The sequence below is a fragment of the Lentilactobacillus sp. Marseille-Q4993 genome (assembly GCF_951230165.1).
Lineage (GTDB): Bacteria > Bacillota > Bacilli > Lactobacillales > Lactobacillaceae > Lentilactobacillus.
Genome location: NZ_CATNVB010000005.1, coordinates 1 through 24,497 on the forward strand (window position 1 = coordinate 1; position 24,497 = coordinate 24,497).

Here is a 24,497-nt window from a genome sequence, read left to right on the forward strand (position 1 = left end):
TCTTCCTTAACTTTAGTTATTTGTATATTTTTGTCTTTGATATCCAGTAAATCTAAGATAGAATTGTCTTGGGACATCACATACACCTCGCTTGTTTTTTGTTTAGACGCTTAAATCTTAGCATATGGGACAGTGATGTCCTATTTGTTTTGGATAAAAAAACTGGCATTGATGATGTTCATCAATACCAGAAAGTATAGTTCCAAAATTCCTAAGCCTTTTTCTGTTCTTCAAAATTTTTAAATGTTAGGTACGCCCCTGCTTCCTGGTCAACCGTACCGTCATGTTGATTAGATTGAAGTTGACTAAACGGAAAGACAGAAGTCATTGTGGAACGCCGCTTATGATTGAAACTGGTAAGTTGTTCCTGTATTTGGGTTTTGTCTAACTTACCAAGATACTTTTTGACGAGAGTTGCGACCCAATCGACACCAGTTGTTTTAGTTAAAAAGGCGGTTTCTGTTATCGTTACTGGCCTGATCCCAACAAATTCATAACCGTCAACCTGGCGATTAAACATAATTTGAACCAGCCCCTGCCAGTAATCAGTGTTAATTATCTGGGTTACAGTGTCTACCAGAATTTCAGTATCCGTTTCCCAATGGAGCATCGGTTCGCTAAGATTGTACAGGTATTTCAGTTGCTTGTTGTTACTGTCCTTGGCGTTTGAAAACTCAATCGTTGTTATAGGTGTAACCGTCGTACCATCAATAAAAACATCAATTGCATTAGTTGCTTGATTATCGTTGTATTTTGCAATTTTTTGATCTGGTGGTAATAGCACGATATTCAAATCAGTAAATTTCTTTAATTCAGTAGATAGGAAGTGACGATTACCTGGTAAAAATACAACATTAGGGTGTTCAAGGTCAATAATATTCAGAATATTTCCAAGTTGAATTGGCTCAATGTATTTTTTATCACTTAACTGTGGAGATAAAGAAATGGCATTGGGATTGGTATTCATAATTATTGTTCGGTACCCTGTTTTTTTCAGAGTCAGTAAAATCTTTGCAGTATAGTAATCAGCAGCCGTATTTGGCCCCAATTGGTTACCGCCTCTACCAATTACGAGGGCAACTTTATCATCTGTCGAATAACTTTCGCTTTCGTTCTCCATCTCATAACTAGAATAAAATGTATCGGTTGAATCGTTTAGCTCACCGGCACTTGGTTCTACCATTTTGAAGGTTACTTGATTTGCTGACTCGGACCCAATCGCCCTAACGTCGTTAATGCTTAAATTCCACATCTCTGCTAGCATTCCGTCCCCAAACCCATACTTATGAGCTACGTCAACTGCCTTTAATGTTCTAGGATGGTCAGCAACATACTTTTGCCCTCTAAGCAACTGGTTTAGTTTATAGAAATAAAACTTATCGATTTTGGTTAATTCAGACAGTTCATCAATAGAAAAGCCTCTTCGCAGAGCTTCCATTAAAATTAAGATCCTGCTTGCAAGCGGGTGGATCAGTTGATTAATCAACTCATCTTCATCCACTTTTGAAGTACTTGGTAAGATATCGCGGGGAGACAGTTGAGAACTATGTAAAGCTTTTAAAATAGCTTCTTCCACAGTTCTGCCGACCCCGATTGTGGACCCGACTGCTTTCATCACGGTATTTAGGTGCTGATCAATATCTGGAATGTCTTCAAACGGCCAAATTGGAACCTTAACTAGCACGTGATCAGATGTTGGCTCCATGTATGCTGTGTATTTGCTATATTTGCTTGGCAGCTTGATTTCAGTTAGTGAATAACCCATTTCCAAAAAAGTTGAGATATACGAAATTGGATATCCGGTTGACTTGGCCGCCAAATTAGTATTTCTAGTAAAAAATGGGCTAACCTTAGTTACAAAATAAGAGCTAGTTTGCGAGTTAAGTGCAAATTGTATATGACAAGTTCCCTTAATTCCAAGACTATCCATTATTGAAAACGTTGAGGTTCTTAGCGCTTGGTACTCTTTATTGAGTAGTGTTTGAGTTGGAGCAAAGATAATTGAATCTCCTGAGTGAATTCCAATCGGATCCATATCTTCCAAACCAGAAACCAACATCTTGTTTCCCAGTGAATCCCTCACTCCAACCATTTCGATTTCTTTGTATCCTACAATACTCTGCTCGATTGAGCAGCGATTTATGTATGTTCGTTTTAAACTGGCTTCAATTGCATCATCGAGCTCGTCAGGGTTATTACAAATAAACCGGCTAGTATCGTGGCTTGAGGAAATTGGTTTAACGATAACCGGGAATCCAACTTCCCTAACAAAATCCATTGCCTCTTCCTCATTCGCAATAATAACAGACGCAATTGTCTTTTCACCTATTTCAGTCAACGAATCTCTAAGCTTTTGATTATCAATAATCTTGGTGAGCTCCTGCGGGCCAATGCCGAGAAGGGAAATTTGTTGTTCTTCAAGGACTTCACTTTCGTACAGTTGCCATGCAATTTGGATTGCCTTTAGTCCTCCAATGGTTGGCATAACTGCATCTGGGTGCTCCTTTTCAATCACTGAAACAACGTTTGCAAAATTAACTTCTAGCGAATAGACATTAGCGGCTTGAACTTCTTCTGCAGACACAGAAAAAGGATTATTATCGATATAAACTATCTTAGCGCCAGTTTTCCTGATGGCAGCAATGGTCTCGAAACAAGCGGCATCGTATTCATTTTCGTTCCCAATATTAGACGATCCACTACCGATGATTAGGATTTTTTTAAAATCTTGTTTCACTGCTATCCCTTCTCCTTGCCATTATTTCAACGAAGTCATCAAATACCCCAACTGCATCTTTGGGTCCTGGAGCACCATCTGGTGAAAATTGTACCGAGAATGCGGGGTAATCACGATGACGTAGGCCTTGTACAGTTCCATTGATGAGGTCAGCATGGGTGATATAAAGTTTGTCATGATTAATTGATTTTGAATCAATCGCATAACCTTGTTCCTGACCAGCGTAAAACACTTCATTAGTGATTATTTCTCTAATCGGATGATTACTACCATAGTGCATAGATTCCAACGCAACAATTTGAGCATCATTAGCCATCGCAAACAATTCGTGTCCTAGCCCAATTGCCAACATTGGGACGGCTTCTTGAACATTTCTAATCATTTCAAGAACATCATCTGGCAAGCTTGTTGGCGCCCCTGGTCCAGTTGAAAGCACCACTCCATCCGGATCTAAATCTAGAATCATCTCACTGGTTGAGTTCCAGGGAACAACTGTGATATTACAGTCCCGCTTTGATAGCTCCCTAAGAATACCGCTTTTTAGTCCAAAATCAACAACGACAACGTTGTCCCCGTCACCCGGATTAGCATATGGCTTTGGTGTTGCTACCTGCGAAACCTGTTGATTTGTAAGTACTGTCGCATGTAACTGATCAAACGCGTGCTCATCTGCAACATCAACAATACTAGCCTTCATGTTCCCTTTTTCTCGTAGATGATGCACGATTTGACGGGTATCAACATCGTAAATTCCGGGAATCCGGTGTAACTTTAAATACCGATCCAATGAAATTCGCTTAAACTGATCGGTTGCCAAATTCTCGTATTCTTTAACAACGACGCCCTTTGCAGTTGGCATAATTGATTCGTATGCATTTTGATCTAACCCAGTATTTCCAATCGATGATTGAGTAAAAACAATTATTTGGTTGTGATAGATTTGATTAGAAATAATCTCTTGATAACCATTCATCGTTGAGTTGACAACAATTTCTCCAGTTGTGGTTGATAATGAGCCGAAAGCCTTACCTAGGTAAGCGGAGCCATCTTCAAGTATTAAATATCGTTCAGTCATCTATCTACCACCTACAATCTGTCTATTTTAGGATTTCAACGGCATCCTTACCATCAATTTCGTTAACGTAAACTTTGATCTTTTCCTTTTGAGAACTTGGTATGTTTTTCCCCACAAAGTCTGCCCGGATTGGAAGCTCTCTGTGGCCTCTATCGACTAAGACAGCAAGATTGATTGACTTAGGCCGACCAAGGTCCATAACCGCACTAAGAGCAGCTCTGACAGTTCTGCCAGTGTATAAAACATCATCGACTAAAATGACCCGTTTGTTTTCAACTGAGAAGTCAATGTTGTTGTTAGACATCTTGATTTCATCAATTGAAGTTGCATCATGTTCAATATCGTCACGATAGTTGGTAATGTCTAATTCACCAACTGGAATACTTACGTTTTCTAATTGCTGAAGTCTGTTTGCGATTCGTTCAGCTAGGAAGACTCCTCTAGTCTTGATACCAATCAAAACTAGATCCTCGACCCCTTTGTTTCTCTCAACGATTTCGTAAGTAATTCTAGTCAATGCCCGTTGCATTGCCATTTTATCCAAAATATTCTTACCCATAATTTAGCTCCTTAAATATAGTCTCCCATTACTAATCTATTACCATTCAGCATAGAAAAGCAGTTAATTAATGTCAAGACAACTTACCTGTCGTTTCTTAGTTGGTTAATTTTATCATTAAAATATGCCGGTAATGGTGCCGAAAACATCATCAGTTTATGACTAGTTGGGTGAATGAACCCTAATTCTGCAGCGTGTAAGTACTGGCCATTATCGGAAATTGATTTCTTCGGTCCGTAAAGTGGATCACCAATCAGTGGATGATTGATATATTTCATATGAACCCTTATTTGGTGGGTTCGTCCTGTCTCAAGCCGGCAATGAATCAAGGTACTGCTTTTAAATCGTTCTATAACGGTGAAGTGAGTGATGGCATCTCGGCCGTCAGCCACAATTGCCTGTTTCTTACGGTCATTTTTAGATCTTCCAATTGGGGCATTGATTGTCCCTGAATCTTCCTTGATAACACCATGAACGAGTGCAACATACAAACGCAGGTTTTTCTTTTCTTTTAACTGTTTTGAAAGTTCAATGTGGGCATGATCATTTTTGGCCACCATCAACAACCCTGATGTGTCTTTATCTATTCGATGTACGATTCCTGGCCTAAACTCACCATTAATGTGGGATAGCGGACTGTGATAAAGTAGAGCATTTACTAATGTTCCAGAAGGGTGTCCTGCTGCGGGGTGGACAACCATTCCAGTTGGTTTGTTAACCACGATAACATCATCATCTTCATACACAATATCGAGGTCAATATCCTCAGGAATAATTTCAGTTTCCTTGATCTCAGGAATTTCAACAGAAACAACATCACCAATTTTTGCAGTGTACTTTGGTTTTACCCGTTGGCTATTAACTTTTATTGCCCCTGATTCGATCAACGTCTTTGCCTTTGAGCGCGTTAAGCTAGGAACAAACAACGGAACCAGTTTATCTAATCGGTCTTCCTTTTCGGTTATTTTAAAATCACTCATAATTACTCTCTCACGATTCTAATGGCTAATAATAAAATTCCAACCGTTAGAAACATGTCCGCGCAGTTGAAAATCGGAAAATTGATAAAGTCTAACTGAAACATGTCAACAACATGCCCCAGTCTGATTCTATCAATGATGTTGCCCGCTGCACCAGCGAACAACAGTACCAAACTGAACATGTACCAGTTATCATTTCTAAATTTGAACATCATGTAGGCGATAACGATGAGTGCGATTATTCCTATCACGACGAATATAAATTGGTGGCCAGATAGGACGCTCCAAGCGGCACCAGTGTTATTTAGGTGGGTAAATGACAGAATCCCATCAATAATCGAAGTAGTTTGTCCAAGTTGGAGGTTAACTACTATGAGGTGTTTAACAACTTGATCGATCGCAATTAAAATTGCAATCAATCCAATGTATAAAAATGGCAAGGTAAAAATCCTCTCTATTTTGCTAGTTACTTGGCTTATAACCAGTTATTAAGTTTTTAAGTTCAATTACTGAGTTTGCTGGTAAAATGAATGCATAAATTTTACCATTAGCAACAAAACCGAGCTGATACTTGGATGTCTGAACACTCTCGATCTTTGCAAGCTCAATTACCAAGGTGTGGGGATTGATTATTCTGCTTACAATTAATTTTTCGTTTTCAATTGTTATGTTTCTAAAGCGAATCTCTGCCCAGCTAACAAGTCCAAACAGAACAAAGAAAAATAAAGTTATCCATTGAAAATGAGTGATTTCAAGCCAAATAACGACACCAACAAAGAAAATCACTAGCGTCCAGCTCCAACAAATAATGCTACTAAGAAAACTTGGTTGATATAAAAATCTTCTTTTTTGAGTTATCATTTAATAAACTCCTAAATAAGGTGGTAGGAAATGCTTAAATTATACACCGATGCAGCCGTAAAACAAAGCACCCAAAAGAGTGCTGCGGGTATTCTAATTGTTCATGAGGGCCACCAAATTCAGCTCAGTAAAGAGCTTGTGGCAATGGACAATCATACAGCAGAATTTCAAGCAGCAATCGCTGGCTTCACAGAACTAGCTAACCTAAAAATCAGCCATGATGAGATCATTCTCTTTTATTCTGATAGTAAAATCTTGATTGATGCTCTTAATAAGCAGTATGCAAAGCACTATCAGGAATATGTCGACAAATTGATTGAACTACAGTCCCGATATCAGGCCGTAGTAAATGAATGGATCGCAGACAATCAGAATAAAGGAGCCCATAATTTAGCCATCCAAAAGCTACATCACTTATGATGCATTTTTACATATTGGGCCACGGGTTTTGTGAACGAATCAAAATCAGGATAATCACCCGAAACTGCCATATCGGCCAATAGTTTACCAATTATCGGACCAGTTGTTAGACCTGATGAGCCTAAACCACCGGCAACTAGCACGTTCGGCTGACCCTCGATTGCACCGAAGAATGGTGCAAAATCACTAGTATAGCCTCTTGTCCCCACCCTCACTCGATTAATTTCATTTTCTGATAAATTAGCAATTGATTTTTGACCACTCGCAAATAACGACTTATCAGCTAATTCAGTAGGATTCAAATCAAAACCTGCTTCATTCTCGTGAGTTGCCCCAATTGTCAATTGATGACCGGTAAATGGGATAATATCTGATTCGCCTTCTGGCATGTAAACGGGCATGTCATCAAACACCGTTGATTGGATATTCAAATCGATAAGTTGCCCCTTTTGAGGACGAATATCGACGTCAAATCCAATCGGTTCTAGTAGGTTTGCAAGAAACGCACCTGGAGTAATAACTATCTTATCAAATTTCTGTTGATTACTATTTTCAACAACTTCAAATCCATTCGATAATTTAACGCGGCTATTGCTCAAATGCATACCATTATTAACTGCTTGCGAAATTAGCGTGGCCACTAGTTCATGACCATTAATTTTAGCACCGCCAGCAACAAAAATTCCTGCCTCAGGGTTAGTCAATATGGGTATCAGCTCTTTAACTTCATCTGCAGTGAGTAGTTTTACCGACTGCATAGCCGGAGTTACCTGAAGCCTCTCATTAGCTAGAGCATACAACTCAGTCAACTTCTCTGGCTCTTTGCGAGTGACGATTGTACCAGTTTGCTGATAGACATCTTTGCCTAATTTTGCATCGCGTACGAGCTCCGAGTAAAAATCGGCTCCCCGTTTTGCAAGTGCAAACCATCTTTTGTTTCTGCGCTTTGAAAGCCATGGTGAAATGATTCCCGAAGCAGCCTTAGTTGCCTGTCCGCAATCATCATCAAATAAGGTAACATTAACTTTATTATTGTTTGCCAAATAAAATGCTGATGTCGCCCCAATGATTCCGCCACCGATTATTGCAATGTTCTGCACCTGAATTACTTCCTTTCAGCCCAGAATTGGAAGTAATCCGCTCTAATCGCACCGTTATAAAGTTTCCGCTTCTTAGTGGCTTTTTGACCATAGTACTTTTCAAAGTCAAGATCACTAGTAATAAAGTATTTTGACCAATCTTTCATTGGAGCAAGGGCTTTACCCATTTCTTTGTAAATCTGGTGAACTTTTTCTTGCTCTCCCATTCGTTGACCATAAGGAGGATTAGAAACGATTACTCCCCCACTCAATTCGGTTTTAAAGTCAGCGATTGCGACTTGTTTAAACTGAATATCGTCCAACAGCCCAACTTCTTCTGCGTTTCGCTTAGCAATGGCAATCATACTACCGTCAATGTCAGACGCATGGATTTCAAGTTCAGAATCATAATCTGCTAGGCTGTCAGCCTCATCACGAGCTTCTTGGGCTAAGTTATCATCTAAAAATTGAAATGATTCGAAGGCAAAATTCCGATTGAATCCAGGGGCTATGTTTCTAGCAATCATCGTTGCCTCTATTGGAATTGTGCCTGAACCACAAAATGGATCCCAGAACGGCATGTCTTTCTTCCAATTGGTTAGCATCACTAATGCGGCAGCCATGTTTTCCTTCATTGGAGCGTTTCCTTTTTCTACCCGGTAACCCCGCTTGAAAAGTGAAGAACCAGTGGTATCAAGGGTGATCATCACGTGATCTTTATTGATTGCTACTTCCAGTGGGTATTTAGCCCCCGTTTCAGGAAGGCGAGTGTGTCTATGGTAAGCGGCACTCAATGAGCTTACAATGGCTTTTTTTACAATCGCCTGCACATCAGGAACACTATGAAGTGTCGATTTTTGCGACTTTCCTTCGACCGGAAATTCGGCGTCCATTGGTAAGTATTGATCCCAAGGAATCGCAGTCGTTTGATCAAACAATTCATCAAATGACTTAGCATCAAACTCGGTCACTACGATTTTAATTCGATCAGCCGTCCGTAACCATAAGTTAGTTTTAGCAATATCCTTACCATCACCTTTAAATCTAATTCGTCCGTTTTCTGCCTGAACTTCGTATCCAAGGTCAGTGAGTTCACGTTTTACCAAACTTTCAATTCCGGCAGCACAAGTTGCAATTAAGTTAAACATTGATTGGTCTCCTTTGTTATTTATGTTCGAGTTATTGATTTTTTAGGTAATAAAAAAGTGGGAGCAAGCTCCCACTACGTCCTGATGGTGTAAATCCCTGTAAGCCATGTTTTGTGCTTGCGTCACCCCAGGAAAAGTGGCAACAAGTAGTAATCATCTATCTCGGAGAAGAAAAATCTTCTCCCCCCCACACTTGGTTTGTTTTCCGTGTGTGAAGCTCCCCTACCAAAAGTTTGGGTTTCCCGCTCGAGGGGTTTACCGCGTTCCAGTGATTAGGTTTCCCCAACCAATCGTCTCTGTGGCACCTTCGGGACATCTAAGCATAGCCGAAACCTTAGTTTAGATGTCCGCCGTAACTCTCTTAAAAGAGGTCCCCCGGCTTATTTTTTCGCCGAGCACGAACACTACAGGCATTGCAGCCTGTGCGAGAATGGACTTTCCTCAGCTATCAAAAGATAACCGCGATTACTCAGGACTTACACCAGTTATAAACTATTTTAAAGACGGTGTGACTCGTTAGAACCACTTGCACCATTGTCTAGTTGAGAACCAAATACCCTACGTTCAAGGTTGGATAGTCGCTTAAGGATATCCATATTAGTTGCACTCGACATTGGTTGACTTGGTTGTTGACGAACTTGCGTAGTGGCAGTTGCACTTGGAGTACTTTGACTAGCAACTGTGATTTGTTTATTTAACTCGTCAACTTGAACCTTTAATCGTTGGTTTTGATCAGTAAGATCCGTGATGGTTTTCGTGAATCTTTCATAATCCTTAATAATGTCATCCAAAAAACTGTCAACATCGTTAGGGTCATAACCCCGCATCTTCTGCTTAAACTGACGTTCTAGAATATCTTTTGGAGTAAAATTAATGTTTTCCATTTTATTGGTTACACCTCGTCATTGATTTGCACCGTACCAAAACATAATACCATATGTTACTCATCTTGAAAACCGTTATCTAAACTTTCTAAGTATTCTTCAGAAGCTGTTTGAAGATCGTCAAACGTAATCAACCGGTAAGGATAAGGATGGTCGGCTGCATAATTTTTTATTTTTTCATAATCGAATTGAGTCTTTCCCTGACTATCTAAATCATATATCAGAAGTGCCTCATCAGTATGATTAATCATAAATTCTTGGTAATTTCTTAATTGTTGAGGACTCTTATAACTATCATTACTGACAGAGGCAAAGAAATCAACTTTCGACTTTACAGTAGCAAACGATTGCTGGTTATTTTCATTCCAGTTTGACGAAAAATCAGCAAACGGCACAATCATTGAAGTTTGAAATTCATCTGGATACTCTTTTTTCAAGTCGATAGCAGTAGTGAGTGACCACTGTTCAATCCCCATTTGTCCGCCCGATATTATCCAATCAACGCCGTTTTCGATTTCCGTCGCTAATTCTGTTTTTAAAACATAGTCGAGAACTTTTCTTTTTGGATCATTATTATCGAATATTCCCAGCTCATAACTGCGATAACCCGTTATCCACAATCTACTCAAATAATCACCTTATATCAGAAACATTTTTCATAAATTCTACCAACTGCTATAATATCATTATTAGTGGTTTCAATACATACTAATGCTGTACAATGAAATTATTACCACTAAACTAGGGATGATAAAAATATGACTATTAAGTACCCAAATGGGAAAAAATACTCATTCAAGGATGATATTCTGAGTAAAGAAAGTAGTTCGGTCGAATTTTCTAACCGGGGGATGACCTTAGAAGATGAGATCAATCGTAGTAATGAGTATTACTTGAACAACGGGATTGCGGTGATTCATAAAAAGCCAACTCCTATTCAAATCGTTGCGGTCGACTATCCAAAACGAAGTGCCGCAAAGATAAAGGAAGCTTACTTTCGGCGCGCATCAACCACTGACTACAATGGTGTTTATCGGGGTAGGTATATTGATTTTGATGCTAAAGAAACCAAATCAGCAACTTCTTTCCCCCTCAAAAACTTTCACGCCCATCAAATCGAACATATGAGGGCGTGTTTACAGCAACAGGGCATCTGTTTTGCTATTATTAAGTTTGTGACTGACCAGAGCGTCTTCTTATTCAAAGCATCTGACTTGATACCCTATTGGGACAATCAGGAGCACGGCGGTCGAAAATCAATTCCGCGACAGGTTATACACGATAAGGGATATCAAATCGATTATAAAATCACCCCCCTTATTCCATACCTAAGCGCAGTTGATTGTATTATTTAGATGGTCAAATTTATTTAAGGAGATTCATATGTCTGAGAAAAAGCCAAAGCGGACCGATGAAAGTCGAGTCGCAAGGAATAAAAACAAACCAAAGAAAAAATCATGGATTAAAACTACATTTAAGGTTTTGCTATTCGCATTTGTTTTAGTCTTTTTATTAGGGGCAGGATTATTCGCTTATTACGCATCATCAGCCCCAAAAGTTACCCCAGCTGCCCTGTCGAGTGATAACTCAACTAAGTTTTATGACGCTAGTGGTCACGTAATTTCCCGATTAGGAAGCCAAAATAGAGATTACGTTAAGTCGAACAAGATTCCTTCGACATTAAAAAATGCTGTTGTTTCAATCGAAGATAGACGATTCTATAAGCATCATGGTGTCGATCCAGTCAGAATTGCTGGGGCCTTAGTAGCCAACGTTACGGGGTCTTCACTCGGGCTTCAAGGTGGAAGTACCCTAACCCAACAATTGGTTAAGCTTTCAGTCTTCTCAACGGCTGCCTCCGACCGAACAATAAAGCGGAAGGCCCAAGAAGCTTGGTTGGCTTGGCAAGTTGAAAATAAATACTCAAAACAAAAGATTTTGGAATTCTACATCAATAAAGTTTATATGGGCAATGGTGTATACGGAATGCAAACGGCCGCTGAATTTTATTACGGTAAGACGCTATCCAAGCTGACCTTACCTCAATTTGCTTTACTGGCTGGAATGCCGCAATCGCCAAACACCTATAACCCTTACCGCTTTCCAAAGTATGCTAAAGAACGCCGTGACGAAGTATTGAATGCGATGGTGAAGAATAAAGCCATCACTTCTGCGGAAGGCTCTCAGGCAAAACGAGTATCTATCAAAGCAGGCTTGGTAGCTAACCATAGTAAGACTAATACCAGTGAAAAGATGGGTAGAGTAATTGATTCCTATCTAAAGCAAAGTTTGCAGGAGTTAAAACAACGAGGATATAAAGCTAACAGCGGCTTGAAAGTTTATACCAATTTGAATTTGACTGCTCAAAAGAAACTTTATAAAGTTTCAAATAGTGACCCGTCGATTGCGTACCCTAGCAAACGATTCCAGGTTGGAGCAACCTTAGTTAACCCTAATAACGGAAAAGTCCTTGCCATGCAAGGTAGCAGAAAAACAAAGGTTTCGTTTGGATTGAATCGAGCTGTTCAGACTGGTAGGTCATCTGGTTCGACTGCAAAGCCAATTATGGATTATGGTCCAGCAATCGAATATATGAAGTACCCCACTTATCAACCAGTTAAAGATACACCGTATATTTACCCAGGAACCAACAAGTCAGTAATGGACTTTGATAACAAATATCAGGGTACCATCACAATGAGAAAAGCCCTGATTGAATCTCGGAATATTCCGGCAATTCGTACTTTGGAAAACGTTGGAATTGACAGAGCTCAAAAATTCTTGAAGGGACTTGGGATGCCGTTTGATAAGCAGCTCGAGCTCCAAAACGGGATTGGGTTGTATATTTCAAGTGAACAATTAGCTGCGTCGTACGCCGCGTTTGCTAACGGTGGAACATACTACAAACCTTATTACATCAATAAAATAGTTCAATCAAATGGCCAGACTAAGACATTTGAAAGTAAAGGTAAACGGGCAATGACCCCAGCAACAGCATTTATGATCACTAGTATGCTCAAAGGGGTTATGACCGACAGTAGTGGTTCGGGTACGGCTGCGAAAGTTTCAGGGCTCTATGAAGCTGGTAAGACAGGAACGACTCAGTATCCTGACGATTATATCAACAAGGTACCGTCAGACTCCTCAATGGATTCGTGGTTCTCTGGTTATACTAAAAACTATTCATTAGCAATTTGGACTGGATATGATCATCAATTCAGAGCAAATTCTTACATTACCCAACCTCAAACAGAAATTGCACAACAGATATATAAAAATGTAATGGGTTATATTTCTAAGGATAAGCCTAATACAGATTGGACCCAACCAAGCAACGTCATCAAGAGTGGTTCAGATGATTATTATATTCAAGGTTACCAATCAGCTCAGTCAGATAGCAGTTCAAATCAGACCACAAGTGGATATACAGTTGACAATAGCTCCAGCTCGGCAACCGTAACCTCACCTAGAACTGGTGAAGGAGAAACTTCTAGCAATTCAGGAACTACCGGCACAGGAACTTCTCAAAGTTCGGACACTACTCAGCAACCAACTGGTGGCACCGGATCTGGTGATGGCGGCGATGATGACACCACTGATACTGGTAGTTCAAATACTGGTACAGATAGCAATTCAACTAATAACAATACAAATACTGACCAAGGTGGTAACACTTCTAATACGGGTGGTGGAACCACTTCTAATGACACAAATCAGACTACCAATGATAATACCGCTACAACAAATACAGATAATACTGATACCGGTAATTAAATAAGCAAAAAAACAACCTCGAAATCCGCTAAGTGGATTTCGAGGTTGTTTTTTACAAATCAATAAACGGTATTTCAGGTCCCTGGTACTTACCTATATTACCATCGTCGGTACCCTGTTTACGTTTAGAACGTTTATTTTGAACCTGCTGAGCAGTCTTTAGGTTCTCTTTATTCCAGCTCAACATGATTCGATCCATATATTTGAGATTATAGACTTGGCTTAAAACGGCCTCTTTGAGTGCTAACAATATGAAATCTGGTTCATAATTATCGATTCCGAGCCAGTCGTTGATCGTCTCGATTTCGTATCCGGAAAGAGTACGACCAAACTCCTCTTCTATAGCACTAAAGACTCGCTGCCGATCAGTTAATGATGGCATGTCTACGTGAGTTGCTTGAACAGCTTTTTTCGTTGATTCCATTTCGGTAACCAACTTTAAAAGCTTCTCGTACATATCCGAAAAATCATACGCATCAATCGTTTGATTGCCGTCATTCATGTTACTAATTTTAGCAAGCTTCTTTTCAATCATGCTATGAAATAAATCAAAAATCTTCTTTTCACTAAAACCAGTTTGACTCCCAATAACCTGAGGGTCTGGCATGGGCACTAAAATATCATCATTTTGTTTTATTAGGAGGTACAGAATCAGCTCGTCATTAGTCATTCCAATTTCACGATAGTGAGCTAATAATAAATTGCTGATTGTAGTCTGCCCAGCAAAATATTTACTCGGATCAACATCTGCCAAACTTATTCCCTCCTCTCTAACTAATCGTTATGGGTAAATCCGGTTTAATAATCTTGGGAATGGAATTGCTTCCCGAACATGGTCCTCACCGGTCAACCACGTCAAAGCTCTTTCTAAGCCAAGACCAAAGCCTGAATGCGGAACACTTCCGTATTTTCTAAGGTCGAGATACCATGAGTATTCCTTAGGGTCTAATCCTGCCTTCTTAACTTGGTCTAGAAGATAGTCATAATCAACGGCCCGTTCAGAACCACCGATAATTTCTCCATACCCTTCTGGAGCAAGTAAGTCTGCACAAATAACAACGTCTTCTCGAGTTGGGTGTGGTTTCATGTAGAATGGTTTGATAGCTTTAGGGTAGTTGAGAACAAATACTGGTTGGTTAAATTGATCAGCAAGAAATGTTTCTTCAGGTGAGCCGAAGTCGGCACCCCAAGTCACATCAAAGTCGTTCTTTTGAAGAAGCTCAATTGCTTCATCATAGCTAATTCGTGGATAAGGTAGCTTAGTGTATTTCTTCAAAGTCTCAATATCTCTATCTAATGTTTCCAAATCAGTCGCGCAATGATCAATAACGTTTTGAACTAAAAATGCGATGTAACGTTCTTGAATTTCCAGACTCTCTTCTTGGTGCATGAACGCCATTTCTGGCTCAATCATCCAAAATTCAATTAAATGCCGTCTTGTCTTGGATTTTTCAGCTCTAAAAGTTGGTCCAAACGAAAATACTTTGCCAAATGCTAGGGCACCAGCTTCTTCGTACAATTGACCACTTTGAGATAAGTAGGCGTCACGATCAAAGTACTCAGTATGGAACAAATCAGTTGTCCCTTCGGGAGCACTACCCGTCAGGATTGGTGAATCAATTTTAACAAAGCCCTCATTGTTGAAAAACTCATATGTAGCTCTGATGACTTCGTTTCTGATTCTCATAATTGCGTGTGGCCGACTTGAACGTAACCACAAGTGACGATGATCCATCAAGAAATCAATTCCGTGCTCCTTTGGGGTGATTGGGTAATCGTGAGTTTCAGAAAGAACTTCAATTTCTTCAACTTCAAGTTCGTACCCAAATTTTGACCGTGAATCTTCGTGGACAACACCGGTCACAAACATACTTGTTTCTTGCTTAACTTCCTTAGCTAGCTCGAATGTTTCCTCACTGACGTTGCTTTTAACCACGACTCCTTGGAAAAAGGCAGAACCGTCACGAAGTTGCAAAAAGGCAATCTTTCCGCTTGAGCGTTTGTTAGTAAGCCAAACCCCAATTTTTACTCGTTCATCAACGTACTTTGGTGCGTCGATCATATTGATTGTTTTCAATCTAAATTTCCTCCATTACTGAACAAATTGATTTAAATAATCTGAAATTCTTTGGATTGCAGTCTCCAAGTCATCAAGACTCGTAGCGTAACTCAACCTTAAATGATTATCCATTGAAAATGCAGCTCCGTCAACCACTGCAACGTGAGCTTCAGTCAAAATTCTTTCAACTAGCTCACTTGTATTCTTCGATCCTGTTAGTTTTACGGCTTCACTGACCTCGGGGAATAAATAAAATGCTCCCTGTGGTTTAAACTCCATTTTAAACCCTGGCAAAGCATTAACTTTAGGGTAAATAGTGTTTAGTCGCTTCTCAAATTCAATTCGCATTGATTCAACCGCACTTTGGTCGGAGTTAAACGCTGCCACTGCGGCATATTCACTTACCGCTGTTGGACTTCCTTGTGAGTGTGACGCCATAGCGTTAACCTTTTGAATTAACTCAGGCTCCCCAGCAATATAACCAATTCTCCAGCCAGTCATTGAGTATGCTTTAGAAACTCCATTAACTAAAATTGTTGATGCGGCAATTTGGTCGCCCAACTGAACTAGCGAAACAAATTGATTGTCGTTATACACTAACTTTTGGTAAATATCGTCAGCAATCATCGTAATATTATGCATGACAGCCCAATTACCAATTGCAGTTAGCTCATCTCGTGAATAAACGGTTCCAGTTGGATTTTGAGGCGAGTTAAGAATTAGCACCTTGGTGTTCTTTGTTACGGTCTTGTCCAACGAATCCGGAGTGATTTTAAACTCATTATTAGTTGGAACCATAACGGGAGTGGCTCCACTTAAAATTACCTGTTGGGTATAACTAACCCAAGATGGTTGGGGAATCAGCACCTCATCCCCTTGTTCTGTCAGCACTTGAAACAAGGTATAAAGTGCCATTTTCGCTCCCACCGCAACGCTAATATTGTCAGGTGAGTACATTACGCCATAATCCGCCTTAATTCTTTCAGAAATGGCTTCTTTTAACTCAGAAATTCCGCTTGCTGGAGTATAAAAGCTACTTTTACCGCTATCAATAGCTGCTTTAGCTGCATCATTGATAAAATCAGGGGTTTCAAAATCAGGCTCCCCAATACTTAAATTAATAACGTCGATGCCATCCTTGATCATTTGTTTTGCCTTATTAGACACAGCAACGGTGGCAGACGGCTGAATCATATTTGCTCTAGTTGAAAACTTCATTTTTTTATCCCCTTACACATTAGCAATAAGTTGAACTATCTTGCCAGTCTTAAAGTTCAGTGTGGCAAAACACAATCGATTGCTTGAATTTACGTAACTAACTACCCAGTGTGGTTTACCCCCGAGAAGGGTGATCGAAACACTGTTAATTTTCTTCGGCTTTTTTCTTTCGGTAATTAGCGTCTTTACTTTTGAGACAGGCAAGCCGTCACTTTCTGGGACAACCGTCACTTTACCGCCCTTCTTGGCAATAATCACGTATACAGATTTCCCCTTCGAAGTTGAACCCGCAACTGTGTAATATGTTCGCGTCAAATTAGAGTTGTAAAACCCCTTAACGTCAGTAACATCAGCATATTTCTTGGCAATCTGAATACTCTCACTTTTTGCCTTATCAAGTGGTGACTGGGCTTCGCCAATTACAATTGCAGTTGCCAAAATAATCAGCAAAATGCCAATCGCAATTCCCCACTTCAAAAACCTATTCGATTTTCTGATTCTTTGTCGCCTTTGCATTCATAGCTCTCCTAAAATTACTTAATTAATTCGATTATACCAAATAGCCACTTGGCATCCCCTCGGATTTAGTGTTTTTCAAAAAAACTTAGCATATCTACAATGCATTCGTCGAGGTCACCTTTAAGTTGGGGGTATTCCTCCAGATTTCTCAGCATGATTTCCCCATAATGTCGTTGAACAAGCCGAGGGTCAAGAACAAACACCGTCCCATAATCATCATTGGTCCGAATTAGACGGCCAATTCCCTGTCTCATCCGTAAAGTGGCATTCGGTAAGCTAACTGAATAGAATGGATTCTTGCCGTTCTTCCGCTGGCGACTAGCCATCGCCCGATTGTAGGGCTCAGTTGGGACATCAAAAGGTAATTGGGCGATAATCAGATTTTCAAGTTTGTCACCTGGAAAGTCTACTCCTGACCAGAAAGTACCCGTCCCCATCAATAAGCTTGGTTGCTGTTGGTTGAATAAGCGACTGATTTTATTTGCAGTTCCATTCACACCTTGTGCTAAAACGTTATGGGTCTGGGTAAACCCAACTTCAGACATGAAACTGTAAGTCTGAGAAATGGCGTCTAAGGAATTGAATAGAATCATCATTTGACGAGGAGAATTCTTATAGATTCGAACGATGGATTCGGCAAGAAATTTATAATAATCGTCATTCCCCAAGCGATTGGCATCAGTAAACGAATTAACCAAATAAAGGCGTGAATTATCTTTGAAATCAAAATCAGTTTTCAATCTCCTAGAGACCACTTCATTTCGAGTTAATCCTAGCGAGTCAAATACATACTTTGACTTTTTTGATGAAAAAATTGTTGCCCCAGTATATATTGGCCGGGGAAATGATTTATATACCGTCTGCTTAAGATAATTACCAGTATCAAATAAGCCACAACTCACTTTAACTTGCTGACTATCTGGGCGCTCAAGCCAAAATACATGTTCCTCATACTCGTCGGTCATTAATTGTTCTATTCGAGTTAATCGTTCAAGTAGTTCGATACAATTACTAATTTCAGCGTAAGTATCGATAGTTTGTTTGATTTCACTGGTAGTCATTAATTCGGGATTATTCCTAAATTCCGTTTCCAGTCTGAGGGCATGATCGGTCAGCTGCTGTGTCATCTTCACTATCTTACTTCTAGTTCCTTGAAAAACGGGAGCAAGCATCTCCATTTCACCGCTATCTAACAGTAACTGAGCTTTTTTTGTTGTTCCAAAACCGTACCTGAGTAAATTAGCATTAAAGTTGTTAAGTTCGGTGGTGATTTCGTGTTTGACAGCCAAAATTGAATTTACCGTTTTTTTAATCACCGCGTTTATTTGAACGATTGATTTAAAAGCCCGTGAATGCAATGTGGTCGTCATTCTGTCAAGTTCAACCTGAATTTGATGAACGGATACTTCCAATTTATTTTCTCGAATTACTGTATCTGTAAATTGGTGAGATTCGTCGATACATAAGTAGTAACCACCAAGCTTTTCGTGAAGAAAATCAAGGTGCTTTAACAGATAATTGTGATTAACAATGATAAAGTCTGCATTCTTAGCATTATTGAGATTAAACTGAAGAAAATCATCCCTAGCAAACTCGCTACTTGGATTGATCGTTTGAATTCCTCGATGTTGAATTCGCTCAATCATTGAGTTTTGGTCAATGTTCAGGTGTAGTTCATCTAAATCTCCCGTGGTTGTAATCGTCAACCAGATTAGTAACTGAGCAATCAAAAATGCATCGTGGGTCGTTCCCGTCCCTGAAGTGAATGCATCTTTAAACCTAGCTAGGTCAAGATAATGACTACTTCCTTTGAGAATCTGACTAGTGATTTTAAAAGGTAATACCTGGTTTAGTAGCGGAATCGTTTGGTTCTGCAACTGATCTTGTAGATAATTCGTCGAAGTGCTGATAATGACTTTTCGATCAGGTTCCTTCAAATAAGCTAACGGTAGCGAATAACCCAAGCTCTTACCAATTCCAGTTGGTGCCTCAACAATAACTGATTTAGTATCATCAAGCTCCTTACGGTCATAATTGTTGAAAATCAGGTTCATCATGGTGTTCTGTTGCCGGCGGGATTCAAAGTTACTTGGTAACACCTTTTGCTTATCGGCAGCAGTCTTTGGAAACTGATGATCAGCATTTTGGTCACCTGTCGCTGTCATTGGAACTTTTTTTCTAAGGACAATGCCATCGACCAACATAAGGTGGCCAGGCAATCGCTTTGCTGTTGCCTTATCTGCATTTAAATCATCAAACATTTGAAAAACTTTTAGGGTATCTTTAGGTAAATTAGGCCGAAGGTTAACCACTTGGTGGAGCGTAATTGATGGTAATCCTTCAATTTGCCGAAGCAATACTATCAATAGCTTTGCAGTGGCCATTGCATCACCATCAGCACTGTGCGGGTGTTCATGATCAATATTAAAGTAGGAACTCAAATCAGCAAGTCGATAACTATTTTGAGTCGGCAGTAATAGCTGACTCAAAGTAACGGTATCAACTGCTTCATTTTCCAATTCTGGATATCCGGCTCGGGCCAACTCGACATTCAAAAACGGAAAATCAAAGTTAACGTTATGAGCCACAAATACAGTTCCCTTGAGAAATGAATAGATTTTATTAGCAACCATATCCATGGTTGGTGCATCCGCAACCCGTTGCTTATGAATACCAGTTAATTGCTCAATGCGTGACGGAATATCCCGATTTGGATTGATATCCGTGGTGAAACTATCGATGATTTTGCTGTTTTGAACTTTAAATCCGCTAAACTGGATTACCCTATCGTCCCCAGCTGCATCCGTTCCGGTGGTTTCCATATCAACCACTGAGTAAACTGAATTGACGTTCATTTTTTCACCACATTTTCGTTTCGTAATTAATTATTGCCAAATACTATAATACTACACGCGCATGGGTTATATCTACCTAAGCTAAACTGAGTTTTTATAAATATCTAAATATCGCCATCGGTGGCCACTTACTCCTATGAATTATGATAAAATTGTACTGTTTGAAAGTGAGCGAATAAAATTGACGAAAAAAGTAATATCAAAAAGCTACGCGAAAATAATCTTATTTGGTGAGCACAGCGTTGTTTACGGACAGCCAGCTATTGCATTGCCACTGTACTCGGTAGATGTTCATGCGGAAATCAGTTTAGAACCATCAGGGCAGACTCTCAGTAGTCGGTATTATGAAGGCCCAATCGCTGATATGAGTAACAACTTATTAGGGGTCAAGACATTAATCGACCATATTCTCAATGAACTCGGGAAATCATCTGCTAATTTTAAGATGACAATAACTAGTCAAATTCCATCCGAGCGAGGAATGGGTTCATCAGCTGCCACCGCAATTGCAATAACCAGAGCTTTGTATCAATATTTCGATGTGCCATTGAACAGAGAAAAGTTGCTAAAAGAAGCGCTGATCGAAGAAAAAATTACACATGGTAACCCCAGTGGAATTGATACAGCCACCGCTAGTTCTCATTTTCCAATTTGGTTTATCAAGCATAAAGAAAATGCTCAAATCACCTTCAACCTTGCGGATTATAATCTGGTTATTGCCGACAGCGGTATCAAAGGGAAAACGGCAGATGCTGTCTCCCTAATTGCCCGCAATATGGTGGATGATTCAGACAATACAAAACCGCTAATTGATGACCTCGGCCGGATTGCGACGGAGGCTAAACGCGCAATCATTACTGGGGATGGCAGTAAGATTGGTGACCTTATGTATCAAAGTCAACAACGGCTTCACGATCTTGGGGTTAGCACACCTACTTTAGATAAACTGGTTTCAACTTCAAAGAAAGCAGGAGCCCTTGGGGCAAAGCTCACAGGTAGTGGCCTTGGTGGATGCATGATTGCTTTGACTGATTCTACCACTACTGCTCAACGATTGGCTACAGAATTACGCAAGGCTGGGGCAACCCAAACTTGGATTCAGTCTTTTAAAAATTACGGTTTTAACGGAGAAAAGCAAAATGACAATGTTGTCCAATAACTCTGCGACAGCAAGAGCCCACACCAACATCGCCCTAGTTAAGTACTGGGGCAAAAAAGATGATAAGTTGATTCTTCCCTACACCGGGAGTTTGTCGTTAACCTTGGACAAATTTTACACTGAAACAACAGTCACCTTTAACGAGCAGTTAACCAACGATGAATTTTACTTAAATTCTCAAGTTCAGGATTCAGCTGCGACCAAAAAAGTTAGCCGGTTTATTGATATCGTTAGAAATATGGCTGGCGAGAGTCGGTTTGCCAAAGTTCAATCAACAAATCACGTTCCGACAGCTGCGGGCTTCGCATCATCCGCATCTGCGATGGCAGCATTAGCTGGGGCCACGAGTAAAGCTGCCGGATTAGCTTTAACTCCGACCGAGTTATCGATCTTAGCTAGGAAGGGATCCGGTTCAGCTTGTCGGTCGATTTTTGGTGGCTTCGTTGAGTGGTTACCAGGAGTAGATGATCATTCATCGCATGCAGTTCAAGTTGATGATGCTAATCTAACCGATATCAATGTTATTGCCTTGACAGTAAACGCCAACCAGAAAAAAGTTTCTAGCCGCCAAGAAATGAAGACGACCGTTGATACATCACCGTTTTATAACGAATGGCCACAAATCGTAAGCCGCGATTTGACCGATATAAAACTGGCAATTAAAGATGATGATTTTACCCGGTTTGGCCAAATTTCTGAATCTAATGCCCTTAAGATGCATGCACTAACGATGGGAGCCACCCCACCATTTACATATTTCGAACCCAAAACGATCGAAATAATGAATCAAGTTAATCAGCTAAGAACTAACGGCATCGAATGTTACTTTACAATCGATGCTGGTCCTAACGTCAAAATCTTATCGAGATCAAACAACGTTACTAAAATCGCAGCTGCCTTCACTGACTTAATTGGAGCGGCCAACATTAATGTTGCTAAAGCCGGTCCGGGAATTGAAATCTTATAATTTGGGAAAGGAACTGAATGTTTTGATAGAAGCTAAAGCACCTGGAAAACTATATATAGCAGGTGAGTACGCAGTGGTAGAGCCAGGATACCCTTCGATAATCGTTGCCCTCAACCAATTCGTCAGGGTATCAATCAAAGAGAGTAGTTCATACGGCAAAATCGTTTCCCAACAGTACCAAGAAGACTCGGTTTTCTGGCGGCGTCAGGGAGACCAAATGATTTTGGACAATCGTGACAATACATTTAATTACATTATTTCTGCAATTTCATTAGCCGAAGAATACGCCCAACAACTCGGCAAGAAAATGGCCGTCTATGATTTATTCGTTAACAGTGAACTAGATAGCCCCAGTGGTCGAAAATATGGATTAGGATCATCCGCGGCGGTAACAGTTGCGACTATCAAAGCTGTTTGCCAATTCTACGAGCTACCAATGACCAAGGCGATTTTATTTAAACTAGCAGCAATCGCGCACCTGTCCGTTCAGGGAAATGGTTCTTTAGGTGACATCGCAGCTAGTGTTTATGGTGGTTGGATCGAATACCGTTCCTTTGATCGAGAGTGGCTTCAAGCAGCAAGAAACACCGCCAATTTGAAAACGATTCTGGAGCAACCGTGGCCATTATTAAAAATTAGGCAGTTGACCCCACCTGATAATCTAAAATTGATGATTGGATGGACAGGATCACCCGCATCAACCTCTCATCTAGTTGATAAAGTTGCATATCAAAAATCCACAAATGAGATGAACTACCAGGACTTCTTAGATGCTAGCAAGCAGTGCTTAGAAAAATTGATTTCAGGTTTTGAAACCCAGTCGCTGTCATTAATACAGGCAGGAATCAAAGAAAACCGAACGATTCTAAATAACTTAGCTTCTTTCACTAAAGTTGCAATTGAAACCCCAATCTTAAAAAAGATGTGCGATATTGCCGTTGCCCATAATGCATCAGCCAAAACATCAGGTGCAGGTGGTGGTGATTGTGGGATCGTGATTATCAGCAATAAGGAAGATGTTTCGACCCTACTGACCGAATGGAAAAGTTCTGGGATTACCGAATTACCAATGAAGGTTCATGAAATTAACGATATTAAAGCCTAAACGTAAAAAGGAGCAGTTTGAATGGTAAGCAAACAATCACACCGAAAAGATGAACATTTGTCCCTATCAGAAAAGTACTGGGGAACTCATAAGTCATCATTTAACCACATTCGGCTAATGCCAAAAACACTGCCCTCTTTTTCCCGTACAGATATCGACTATTCCACTTCCATTGCAGGGATAAAATTATCCGTTCCTTTCTACATTGAAGCGATTACTGGCGGAAGTGACCGATCGACTAAAATCAATAAAAAGCTAGCAACTGTTGCTTCCAAGACTGGATTAGCAATGGCAGTTGGTTCCCAAAGTATTGCTTTGAAAGAACCCGAGCAAGTTGAATCATTTGAAGTCGTTCGGCAATTAAACCCAAACGGAACAATAATTGCTAATATCGGGGCCAATCATGGTGCTACTGATGCCGCAAAAGCCATTGAGATGATTAAAGCTGATGCGATTGAGTTACATTTAAACGTGGCCCAGGAAGTTATAATGCCCGAAGGCGATCATCGCTTCGATTACCAGCCATCAATCGAAGAAGTAGTGAAATCAGTTTCGGTACCGGTCATTGCAAAGGAAGTTGGTTTTGGAATTGATCACCAGTCGGCTGCAAGATTAGTCAGCATTGGAGTTAACGCAATCAACGTTGGCGGTAATGGTGGCACCAACTTTGCTGAAATTGAAAATTTTCGGCGGCGTGACAAGTCAATGAGTTACCTTCACGATTGGGGATTATCGACTGTTGAATCGATGCTCCTATTAAAGCCTTTAGCCTCAAACGTAAGTCTTATTTCGACCGGTGGGATAACCACCCCCCTAGAGGTAGTTAAGGCAATGGCTCTTGGAGCTAACGCAATTGGAATGGCCGGATACTTTGCTCACTTGGCAATAAACTACGATACGGAAGAGATTGTTGAAATCGTTGAACAGTTCAAAGAACAAGTTAAGAACTGCATGTTTCTCGCTGGCTTCCAGACTATTGCTGATGCTCATCAAAATGCTACTCTTATTTATGATAACCACATCAATAACTTTATCAATCAGTTTGAAAACAAATAAAAACAGACCTGCTTTGGGATGAATAACCATTCACTCCAAACA

General features: G+C 40.2%; 22 protein-coding genes and 1 other RNA gene. 7 read left to right on the top strand and 16 right to left on the bottom strand.

What is annotated here, in order from left to right; all coding sequences use genetic code 11:
- Window positions 1-211 precede the first annotated feature (211 nt).
- The 6 genes from QOW94_RS03185 to QOW94_RS03210 all read right to left on the bottom strand — a co-directional run bounded on the left by QOW94_RS03185 (window position 212) and on the right by QOW94_RS03210 (window position 6,212).
- Window positions 212-2,737 (bottom strand): carbamoyl phosphate synthase preATP-grasp domain-containing protein, encoded by a 2,526-nt coding sequence (locus tag QOW94_RS03185; protein WP_283678724.1) that lies wholly within the window; start codon window positions 2,735-2,737, stop codon window positions 212-214.
- Window positions 2,721-3,812, bottom strand: a complete 1,092-nt coding sequence (locus tag QOW94_RS03190; protein WP_283678725.1) for a carbamoyl phosphate synthase small subunit — start codon at window positions 3,810-3,812, stop codon at window positions 2,721-2,723. Before QOW94_RS03190 ends, QOW94_RS03185 begins: the two co-directional genes overlap by 17 nt.
- A gap of 22 nt (window positions 3,813-3,834) precedes the next feature.
- Entirely contained in the window at window positions 3,835-4,371 is a 537-nt protein-coding gene (gene pyrR, locus QOW94_RS03195) for a bifunctional pyr operon transcriptional regulator/uracil phosphoribosyltransferase PyrR (protein WP_283678727.1), read from the bottom strand.
- A gap of 83 nt (window positions 4,372-4,454) precedes the next feature.
- Window positions 4,455-5,351 (bottom strand): RluA family pseudouridine synthase, encoded by an 897-nt coding sequence (locus QOW94_RS03200; protein ID WP_283678728.1) that lies wholly within the window; start codon window positions 5,349-5,351, stop codon window positions 4,455-4,457.
- A gap of 2 nt (window positions 5,352-5,353) precedes the next feature.
- Window positions 5,354-5,791, bottom strand: a complete 438-nt coding sequence (lspA, locus tag QOW94_RS03205; protein ID WP_283678729.1) for a signal peptidase II — start codon at window positions 5,789-5,791, stop codon at window positions 5,354-5,356.
- 22 nt (window positions 5,792-5,813) lie between these two features.
- Entirely contained in the window at window positions 5,814-6,212 is a 399-nt protein-coding gene (locus QOW94_RS03210; protein ID WP_283678730.1) for an EbsA family protein, read from the bottom strand.
- 30 nt (window positions 6,213-6,242) lie between these two features.
- Here QOW94_RS03210 and QOW94_RS03215 point away from each other — a divergent pair, with 30 nt between their 5' ends.
- On the top strand, window positions 6,243-6,632 hold the full coding sequence (locus QOW94_RS03215; protein ID WP_283678731.1) for a ribonuclease HI family protein: 390 nt from the start codon (window positions 6,243-6,245) through the stop codon (window positions 6,630-6,632).
- Here the strand turns inward: QOW94_RS03215 and QOW94_RS03220 are convergent.
- From QOW94_RS03220 to QOW94_RS03240, 5 genes are all read right to left on the bottom strand, one after another.
- A complete protein-coding gene (locus QOW94_RS03220; protein WP_283678732.1) occupies window positions 6,623-7,732 on the bottom strand; it encodes an NAD(P)/FAD-dependent oxidoreductase in 1,110 nt (369 codons plus the stop codon). The genes QOW94_RS03215 and QOW94_RS03220 overlap by 10 nt on opposite strands.
- A 5-nt stretch (window positions 7,733-7,737) precedes the next feature.
- On the bottom strand, window positions 7,738-8,859 hold the full coding sequence (locus QOW94_RS03225) for a THUMP domain-containing class I SAM-dependent RNA methyltransferase (protein WP_283678734.1): 1,122 nt from the start codon (window positions 8,857-8,859) through the stop codon (window positions 7,738-7,740).
- Window positions 8,860-8,954: 95 nt separating this feature from the next.
- Window positions 8,955-9,336: RNase P RNA component class B (gene rnpB / locus QOW94_RS03230), an RNA gene on the bottom strand.
- 20 nt (window positions 9,337-9,356) lie between these two features.
- Window positions 9,357-9,743, bottom strand: a complete 387-nt coding sequence (gene gpsB / locus QOW94_RS03235; RefSeq protein ID WP_283678735.1) for a cell division regulator GpsB — start codon at window positions 9,741-9,743, stop codon at window positions 9,357-9,359.
- Between the two features lie 56 nt (window positions 9,744-9,799).
- On the bottom strand, window positions 9,800-10,372 hold the full coding sequence (locus tag QOW94_RS03240; protein ID WP_283678736.1) for an SLOG family protein: 573 nt from the start codon (window positions 10,370-10,372) through the stop codon (window positions 9,800-9,802).
- Window positions 10,373-10,501: 129 nt separating this feature from the next.
- Between QOW94_RS03240 and recU the strand changes: the two genes are divergently transcribed.
- Window positions 10,502-11,098, top strand: coding sequence for a Holliday junction resolvase RecU (gene recU / locus QOW94_RS03245; RefSeq protein WP_283678737.1), 597 nt, complete (start codon window positions 10,502-10,504; stop codon window positions 11,096-11,098).
- 28 nt (window positions 11,099-11,126) lie between these two features.
- The gene (locus QOW94_RS03250; protein ID WP_283678738.1) at window positions 11,127-13,517 is read left to right on the top strand and encodes a PBP1A family penicillin-binding protein; all 2,391 of its coding nucleotides are present in this window, start codon (window positions 11,127-11,129) and stop codon (window positions 13,515-13,517) included.
- Between the two features lie 52 nt (window positions 13,518-13,569).
- Here QOW94_RS03250 and QOW94_RS03255 read toward each other — a convergent pair whose 3' ends face one another.
- From QOW94_RS03255 to QOW94_RS03275, 5 genes are all read right to left on the bottom strand, one after another.
- Window positions 13,570-14,271, bottom strand: a complete 702-nt coding sequence (locus QOW94_RS03255; RefSeq protein WP_283678739.1) for a DnaD domain-containing protein — start codon at window positions 14,269-14,271, stop codon at window positions 13,570-13,572.
- 27 nt (window positions 14,272-14,298) lie between these two features.
- Entirely contained in the window at window positions 14,299-15,594 is a 1,296-nt protein-coding gene (asnS, locus tag QOW94_RS03260; protein WP_283678740.1) for an asparagine--tRNA ligase, read from the bottom strand.
- Window positions 15,595-15,609: 15 nt separating this feature from the next.
- Window positions 15,610-16,794, bottom strand: coding sequence for a pyridoxal phosphate-dependent aminotransferase (locus QOW94_RS03265; RefSeq protein ID WP_283678741.1), 1,185 nt, complete (start codon window positions 16,792-16,794; stop codon window positions 15,610-15,612).
- 12 nt (window positions 16,795-16,806) lie between these two features.
- A complete protein-coding gene (locus QOW94_RS03270) occupies window positions 16,807-17,310 on the bottom strand; it encodes a cell wall elongation regulator TseB-like domain-containing protein (RefSeq protein WP_283678742.1) in 504 nt (167 codons plus the stop codon).
- Between the two features lie 68 nt (window positions 17,311-17,378).
- Window positions 17,379-20,168 carry a helicase C-terminal domain-containing protein gene (locus QOW94_RS03275; RefSeq protein WP_283678743.1) on the bottom strand — a complete coding sequence of 930 codons (2,790 nt, stop codon included), beginning with the start codon at window positions 20,166-20,168 and terminating at the stop codon, window positions 17,379-17,381.
- Between the two features lie 181 nt (window positions 20,169-20,349).
- On the opposite strand from QOW94_RS03275, the gene mvk reads away from it, so the two are divergent.
- From mvk to fni, 4 genes are read left to right on the top strand one after another with little or no spacing between them, the layout of a single operon-like run.
- On the top strand, window positions 20,350-21,327 hold the full coding sequence (gene mvk / locus QOW94_RS03280) for a mevalonate kinase (RefSeq protein ID WP_283678744.1): 978 nt from the start codon (window positions 20,350-20,352) through the stop codon (window positions 21,325-21,327).
- Window positions 21,308-22,294: a diphosphomevalonate decarboxylase gene (mvaD, locus tag QOW94_RS03285; RefSeq protein WP_283678745.1), complete on the top strand. Its 987-nt coding sequence runs from the start codon at window positions 21,308-21,310 to the stop codon at window positions 22,292-22,294. Before mvk ends, mvaD begins: the two co-directional genes overlap by 20 nt.
- 22 nt (window positions 22,295-22,316) lie before the next feature.
- The gene (locus QOW94_RS03290; protein WP_283678746.1) at window positions 22,317-23,399 is read left to right on the top strand and encodes a phosphomevalonate kinase; all 1,083 of its coding nucleotides are present in this window, start codon (window positions 22,317-22,319) and stop codon (window positions 23,397-23,399) included.
- 21 nt (window positions 23,400-23,420) lie between these two features.
- Window positions 23,421-24,455 (top strand): type 2 isopentenyl-diphosphate Delta-isomerase, encoded by a 1,035-nt coding sequence (gene fni / locus QOW94_RS03295; protein ID WP_283678748.1) that lies wholly within the window; start codon window positions 23,421-23,423, stop codon window positions 24,453-24,455.
- The last annotated feature ends 42 nt before the right edge of the window (window positions 24,456-24,497 follow it).

Coding starts and splice junctions, on each gene's coding strand:
- QOW94_RS03225 (WP_283678734.1), bottom strand. CDS start 8,859: ATGTTTAACTTAATTGCAACTTGTGCTGCCGGAATTGAAAGTTTGGTA.
- QOW94_RS03265 (WP_283678741.1), bottom strand. CDS start 16,794: ATGAAGTTTTCAACTAGAGCAAATATGATTCAGCCGTCTGCCACCGTT.
- QOW94_RS03190 (WP_283678725.1), bottom strand. CDS start 3,812: ATGACTGAACGATATTTAATACTTGAAGATGGCTCCGCTTACCTAGGT.
- QOW94_RS03275 (WP_283678743.1), bottom strand. CDS start 20,168: ATGAACGTCAATTCAGTTTACTCAGTGGTTGATATGGAAACCACCGGA.
- mvaD (WP_283678745.1), top strand. CDS start 21,308: ATGACAATGTTGTCCAATAACTCTGCGACAGCAAGAGCCCACACCAAC.
- QOW94_RS03250 (WP_283678738.1), top strand. CDS start 11,127: ATGTCTGAGAAAAAGCCAAAGCGGACCGATGAAAGTCGAGTCGCAAGG.
- QOW94_RS03270 (WP_283678742.1), bottom strand. CDS start 17,310: ATGCAAAGGCGACAAAGAATCAGAAAATCGAATAGGTTTTTGAAGTGG.
- QOW94_RS03200 (WP_283678728.1), bottom strand. CDS start 5,351: ATGAGTGATTTTAAAATAACCGAAAAGGAAGACCGATTAGATAAACTG.
- fni (WP_283678748.1), top strand. CDS start 23,421: ATGGTAAGCAAACAATCACACCGAAAAGATGAACATTTGTCCCTATCA.
- QOW94_RS03215 (WP_283678731.1), top strand. CDS start 6,243: ATGCTTAAATTATACACCGATGCAGCCGTAAAACAAAGCACCCAAAAG.
- gpsB (WP_283678735.1), bottom strand. CDS start 9,743: ATGGAAAACATTAATTTTACTCCAAAAGATATTCTAGAACGTCAGTTT.
- recU (WP_283678737.1), top strand. CDS start 10,502: ATGACTATTAAGTACCCAAATGGGAAAAAATACTCATTCAAGGATGAT.
- pyrR (WP_283678727.1), bottom strand. CDS start 4,371: ATGGGTAAGAATATTTTGGATAAAATGGCAATGCAACGGGCATTGACT.
- QOW94_RS03210 (WP_283678730.1), bottom strand. CDS start 6,212: ATGATAACTCAAAAAAGAAGATTTTTATATCAACCAAGTTTTCTTAGT.